The organism is Flavobacterium cyanobacteriorum (assembly GCF_002251835.1).
Classification (GTDB): domain Bacteria; phylum Bacteroidota; class Bacteroidia; order Flavobacteriales; family Flavobacteriaceae; genus Flavobacterium; species Flavobacterium cyanobacteriorum.
In genome coordinates, this window is sequence record NZ_NOXV01000164.1 from 1 (window position 1) to 6143 (window position 6143).

6 protein-coding genes are annotated in these 6143 nt (G+C 36.1%); all 6 read left to right on the plus strand.

All coding sequences use genetic code 11. The annotated features are described in order from the left end of the window. Positions 1-130 precede the first annotated feature (130 nt). The 6 genes from CHU92_RS02785 to CHU92_RS02805 all read left to right on the plus strand — a co-directional run bounded on the left by CHU92_RS02785 (position 131) and on the right by CHU92_RS02805 (position 5442). Positions 131-394, plus strand: a complete 264-nt coding sequence (locus CHU92_RS02785; protein WP_094412380.1) for a YgaP family membrane protein — start codon at positions 131-133, stop codon at positions 392-394. 97 nt (positions 395-491) lie between these two features. Beyond that, complete coding sequence (locus CHU92_RS02790) at positions 492-743, plus strand: hypothetical protein (protein WP_094412382.1); 252 nt, start codon at positions 492-494, stop codon at positions 741-743. Positions 744-789: 46 nt separating this feature from the next. After that, positions 790-1689: an RNA polymerase sigma factor gene (locus tag CHU92_RS02795; protein WP_094412384.1), complete on the plus strand. Its 900-nt coding sequence runs from the start codon at positions 790-792 to the stop codon at positions 1687-1689. A 469-nt stretch (positions 1690-2158) separates the two neighbouring features. Further along, positions 2159-3694: a M28 family peptidase gene (locus CHU92_RS02800; RefSeq protein ID WP_094412386.1), complete on the plus strand. Its 1536-nt coding sequence runs from the start codon at positions 2159-2161 to the stop codon at positions 3692-3694. A 20-nt stretch (positions 3695-3714) separates the two neighbouring features. Then, the gene (locus CHU92_RS16225) at positions 3715-3876 is read left to right on the plus strand and encodes a hypothetical protein (protein WP_394335726.1); all 162 of its coding nucleotides are present in this window, start codon (positions 3715-3717) and stop codon (positions 3874-3876) included. Between the two features lie 6 nt (positions 3877-3882). Further along, positions 3883-5442 carry an amidohydrolase family protein gene (locus CHU92_RS02805; RefSeq protein ID WP_094412388.1) on the plus strand — a complete coding sequence of 520 codons (1560 nt, stop codon included), beginning with the start codon at positions 3883-3885 and terminating at the stop codon, positions 5440-5442. Positions 5443-6143 lie beyond the last annotated feature (701 nt).

Genomic DNA, 6143 nt, shown 5'->3' on the forward strand with positions numbered 1-6143 from the left:
TATATTTGTTAAAGAGATTGTGGAGGTTTTTTCACAGTCTGACGTTATAGCCAACCTTAAAACGACACTTGTCACACTTTTTAAGAACTGTAATCTAATTGGTATTACAAACCTTTAAAAAGTAAAAATTATGAGTAAAAAGTTGTTTCAAAGAAATCTTGGTCGGACCGACAGGATTATTCGACTGATTATTGGTGTCCTTGCTCTTGGAGCGTGGTACTTTGGTGCCGTTGCAGGGATAATTGCCATAGTAATTGGAGTAGCGGCTATTATGTTAATTGGCACTTCCGCTGCTGCAAGTTGCCCACTAAATTCTGTGGCCAACATCAACACGATGAGCCAGAAAGAAAGAGAAGAAAACGATGCTAAAGGAATTTCATACCAAAAAAAGTGATAGTAAAGCTATAGGACAAGAAAAGAAAATTATTCTAGGGAAAATTCTTGGGGTATTGTTTATTTTATAAGCCATACCCAAAACCATTGGTTTACAAATGGCGGTAGATAATTTCAATAAGTGGCTTTTGGGTGACGAGTGGCGATATTTAGTCGCTCTCGTAGAAATAGTCGCAGGTTTACTTATGTTTAGCAAATGGGAAAGATATGGCACTATAAACTTGCTTGGAATTATGCCTGCCGCAACATTAGTACATATTCAATTTCAAGAATGGGTTATGCTACCAATGCCGATTTTTTTGGGCTTCTACTTCTTTATTACGATAAAAAAAGCGTCCGTGACAAGTTAATAAACAGTGCCATCCAAAAATAGGAAAGCACTTAATAAATCATGAAATGCAGAATCCGTTTTCGTCAAATTATCGAGATAAATCAGATGACGAGCTTATTGATAGTGCAGTAAATGGCTCTGTGGCTGCCTTAGAAGCTTTAATCTACAGGCACCAACATTTTATCTATAACATAGCCTTAAAAATGATGGGCAATGTTCAGGATGCTCAAGATATTACGCAAGAAATTCTAATCAAAATAATTACCAAACTATCACAGTTCAAAAAGGAGAGCAACTTCAGAACTTGGTTATATCGGATTACTTTTAATCACTTTCTGCAAATGAAAAAGTCAATGTCAGAATTGGCAACTGAATCATTTGAAGTGGTTGAAAAGCAACTTGATTCGATTCCTAGTCAAGCCTTATCCCTATTGGAAGAATCCGAGATGAGAGATGAAATTGAAGAAACAAAACTAGCCTGTATGAATGGGATGTTGTTGTGTCTTGAACGTGACCAAAGATTGGTATTCATACTTGGCGAATTATTCAATGTTAATCATGATTTAGGAGCAAATCTGTTGAATATTTCAAAAGATAATTTTAGGCAGAAGTTGTCAAGGGCACGAAAAGATCTTTACAACTTTATGAATAAAAAATGCGGGCTTATAAGAAAGGATAATCCTTGCAGGTGTTCAAGCAAGACAAAGGGATTCATTCTAGCAGGAAAAGTTAATCCTGACAATTTACAATTTAACAAAGACTATCTTAAAACCATACAGGAAGTAATCGGACAAAAAAAGGATGAATATGATGATTTTGTAACTGAGAATTATGCCGTCATTTTCACTAAACATCCTTTTCAAGAAAAAGAACACAAACAAATCATATTTAACCGATTACTCAATAATGAATCATTGAGCAATATTTTTAGTCTTGGAGATAATGATAGCATATCTAAACAATAAGTGCGAACTTTGACTAATATAAACAAGAAAGGCTGGCTATAATCGAGTAGACGGCTCCGCCAGAAACTGACGGAGTGCACCTCTCACACCTCCGAACCCTTCGACTTCGCTCAGGACAGGCCAAGCGGGTCTCGTATACGGCGGTTCGCAAAGAGATGGGTTGAGTTGGATGTGTTGCATCTTTAAAAATACAAAATAACTACACTCATTAGTAGGTTTTTTACTATATTTGATGATATAAACCGTGATGTTTTTTCACAGTATGACGTTAGTGGCAAACCTATTGGACGACTCTACAACAATTTAACAGACTACAAACGATGGAAAAACTGCCGACCCTTCGCAAAACAAAAAAGCTGCAACCTAACGCACAAGCCGATACAATTTGCAGCAAATTTTATTTTGCACGACAAACGATAAAAGTTACCCGCATGATTAAACCTTCTAACAAAATTTTAGTCATAGAATCATGAAAAAATTATTACAAATAATGCCTGGGGGCTTTATGCAAGTTAGACTGCAATCCATAATTTTATCACTAACTGCATATATAACAAGGGGTTATTCTCAGCAAATACCCTACTCATCAGCTATTCCAAACACTAACTTTTATTACCAAATGGTGGACACCATAGTAAGACAGGGACTCAGAAATGCAGGTTCTCCAGCTGACATATGGTTGGAAAACTATGCTCAATCTCTTTTTTCAAGTTTCGGACTTCAAAGTATCACTACCCAATCTATTCCAATTCAAAGTTGGCAAGTTAATTCGTGCAATCTGAAAGTAACATCTAATTCAGGAACACAAACCTTAAGTATATTCCCTCAATTATTTGTTGATTGGTCTGATACTCTAACGGGTTCTTTTATTCGTTTTGACAGCACTACGGCTTTGAACTCCGTTACAGGTAAAATTGTGATTGTAAATTACAAACTTGACCCATTTGCGCCTGCAGCATTTCAGCCTAATGTAGTTTATACATATGACCCTGATAACAATATTAATAACACCATACACCCGCAACCCATCCCGCACCGCTCCAATGCGGCTGGTGCAATTATCAGTCAAATTCTATCGCACCAACCCAAGGCAGTTATTTGTGTCTTAAATAATTTTTACAATACCGACAAACTTTGGGGCTTGTATTCTCGAACTGACAGTATATATGACATACCTTGCTTTTGGATGAGTCGCAACAATGGGCAACTTCTAAATACTGCTTTAAATAATGACCCTAATTCAACTTTGTCAGTACAATTTAATACGCAAGATAATCCTGTTAATACAAAAAATGTTTATGGCATTTTGCCCGGCAACTCTTCGCAATACATTGTTTTTAACTCACATCACGATGGACAATTTTATGGTGCCACAGAGGATGCAGTAGGTATTTCTTTAGTAGCTGCACAAGTTAAATATTGGTCGCAAGTGCCACAATCGCAACGACCATACAATATGGTTTTTTTGTGGGATGCAGCCCACTTAAAGCAAAGTGTAGGTTCTGAATTTTTTGTTGACAATACTCCAAGTATTATTAACCAAACCCTATTATGCTTCACTCTTGAAACTCCTTCTTTAGAAGGCAGAGTGCTTAATGGCAATCTGATAACACTGAACCGACCTGAACCAAGATGGTTTTACACATCCGACACTCTAAGTTTAAGAAGTTCTTTATATCAGTTTGTGCAGCAAGAAGATTTAAGAAGAACCTATGTAGCCCCACCAACTTTAAATGGTCCCTCACCTATTGGGGACAGCCATGCCTTTTATGATGCAGGTATTCCTATTGTAGCTCATCTTTCTACACCTGTTTGGTATATGGCAGTAGCCGATAGCACCGATAAGTTAGATACTGCGAGCATGAATAAAATTACCAGAACTGTTATTCGCATGATATGGAATATGCCAAACATTACAGGTATTCCAAGATTTGAGGAAAAAGGGCCTAAAGATATTTCCGAATCCATCAAACTCCTTTGTAACGATTCAAGGTTTAAAGCCTGATTTTTAAAGGAACTTATCGCATCATCAATTTAGCGGGTATTGAAATGAAACAGGGAAACATTGGTTCTTCTGATGCCGAGGTAATTCAAACATCCTTGCTACCAAATGGGATGTATCTGCTGATTGTAACAGATAAGAATGGTAGCAACTTTGCTGTAGTAAATCGTTTAATCAAAAACTAATTCAACATGAAGTTCTTATACTCCTTACTATTTATCATTGCTTCGACAAATCTTAAAGCTCAATGTGTGATAGATTCGAGCATCGTTGCAATTAATAACATTACTGTAATTCCAATGACGGACACCCTTACAGTTTTGAATAATAAAACCGTTATCATTCAAAACAAAGTCATTACACAAATTGGCGATACCAATTTGATTTCAATTCCTTCAACAGCATATGTAATCAATGGAAGTGGTAAATATCTTATTCCAGGCTTATGTGATATGCATGCTCATTTACTACAACGCAATGACGCCATTTTAGAATTAGCAAATGGTGTAACTACTGTATGCAATATGCACGGTGAGCCTTGGCATATAACTTTTCGTGACAGCATCAATGCTGGGCAGGTTTCAATGTACTCAAACAAAATTTCATCTCCTCGAATTTATACATCTGGACCTATAATGAATTATATGGGGCATCCGTTTTTTAACCCTCCTGCCATTCAAAATCAAACACAGGCAAATGCAAGTTTGCAAAGTCAGGATGCTATCGGTTATGATTTTTACAAAACATATACCTATCTAACTAATGGTGTTTTTAACGCTATTCAAAATCATGCAGTTACAAGTGGAAAATTTATCAAAGGACATGGTAATGATTGGATTGGTGCTGCCAACATCATCAATTCAAATCAAAAGTGCATTGAACATTTTTGGGGTTATTTGCCAAACAACACGCTTGACCCAATTGAGCAGGCATTAGAAGATAGCACGATCTCAAATGGCAAGTGGAATTGCCCGACACTGATTGTAAGATGGAACAAAGAACACATGGACTCCATCAGAGCTAATGAACCCTCTTATGTTCAGTATGCTTGTCCATCGTCATTATTGAATAATTGGCGAAACACTACATCAAATCCTCAGCAGTTTTCTAATGTTAATGAATACAAAAAACTACTAAAACGCCTTTATCAAAATAATGCAAAACTTATGCTTGGCACAGACAACATCACTCCTTATTCAGTGGCTGGGTTTGCCGTTCATCGTGAACTGGAAATTTATGTTGAAGCTGGATTAAGTCCACATCAGGCATTGACATTAGCTACGGCAAAACCTTATCAATTTTTACAAGAGTGTGGCTTCGGCAACAATGCTGGTACAATAACTATTGGCAAACGTGCTGACTTAGTAATATTGAATCAAAATCCGTTATTGAATATCAGCAATACACAAGCTATTTATGGGGTTATCGGGAATGGGAGTTATTATTCAACTTCATGTCTTCAAAGTTTGCTTTCAAATGTGGCTTGCAATAGCACAGTTGGCATCAATGAAATTCATGCAGATGAAGAAACATTGTTCGTTTATCCTAACCCTGCACAATCTATATTGAACATAAAAGGATTGCCTGAAAATGGTAAAGGCGAAATATGGGTTATCAATCAATTAGGTCAGATCATATTCAAATCAGCGTTCACATCACAACTTTCTATTGAATCAATTCCGACAGGATTCTATTACCTTTTAGCTTATGATGGACACACTTATTACAGTCAAAAATTTGTGAAGAAATAATTATGCATGTATTCTTTAGAAATATAGGTTTAGCGTTAGTTATTCTTTTGCCAAATGTTGTAAATGCTCAATCCTTCAATTCAACATTAGCTTCACTGCTGCAACAAAAATTAGACAGTATCCGTACCGTGTTGTAGCCTTCCTGTAGATGAAGCAGAAGATATTATCAATAAACTACAGCTAAAACTTATTGAATTTAAAATGGAAGCAAAATTTGAAGACTGGTAAATTATTACTTCTGCCAACAGCAGTAGCAGTTGCACAACCCTCCAAAAAAAATAATTTATCAAGATAATTCCAAAAATCGGCCTCGTTTAAGATGATTTAGTCGAGGTTATTTTTTGGGTTACTATTCCAAATTGCAAAATTTAAATACAAAAAGGGGAAGGCTACAGGTTGAGTTGGATGTGTTGCATCGTTAAATATACAAGATAACTACACTCATTAGTAGGGTTTTGCTATATTTGATGCTGTAAACTGTGATGTTTTTTCACAGTCTGATGTTATGGGGTATTTAAGTATGAAAACAAATACACCTTAAAAACAGGGTAACAACCTAAAGGAATTGAAATGAATAAAAGTGGAGACCGGAACCCACGCAAAAAAACGGGTCGAAAACTGAAAACCCATAAGAGTAGGATTATTTAATTATTATTTGAAGTGGTTTAAACTTATTTGTTAAATAAAAAAGGGTTGACGAA

Coding starts and splice junctions, on each gene's coding strand:
- CHU92_RS02785 (WP_094412380.1), top strand. CDS start 131: ATGAGTAAAAAGTTGTTTCAAAGAAATCTTGGTCGGACCGACAGGATT.
- CHU92_RS02790 (WP_094412382.1), top strand. CDS start 492: ATGGCGGTAGATAATTTCAATAAGTGGCTTTTGGGTGACGAGTGGCGA.
- CHU92_RS02795 (WP_094412384.1), top strand. CDS start 790: ATGCAGAATCCGTTTTCGTCAAATTATCGAGATAAATCAGATGACGAG.
- CHU92_RS02800 (WP_094412386.1), top strand. CDS start 2,159: ATGAAAAAATTATTACAAATAATGCCTGGGGGCTTTATGCAAGTTAGA.
- CHU92_RS02805 (WP_094412388.1), top strand. CDS start 3,883: ATGAAGTTCTTATACTCCTTACTATTTATCATTGCTTCGACAAATCTT.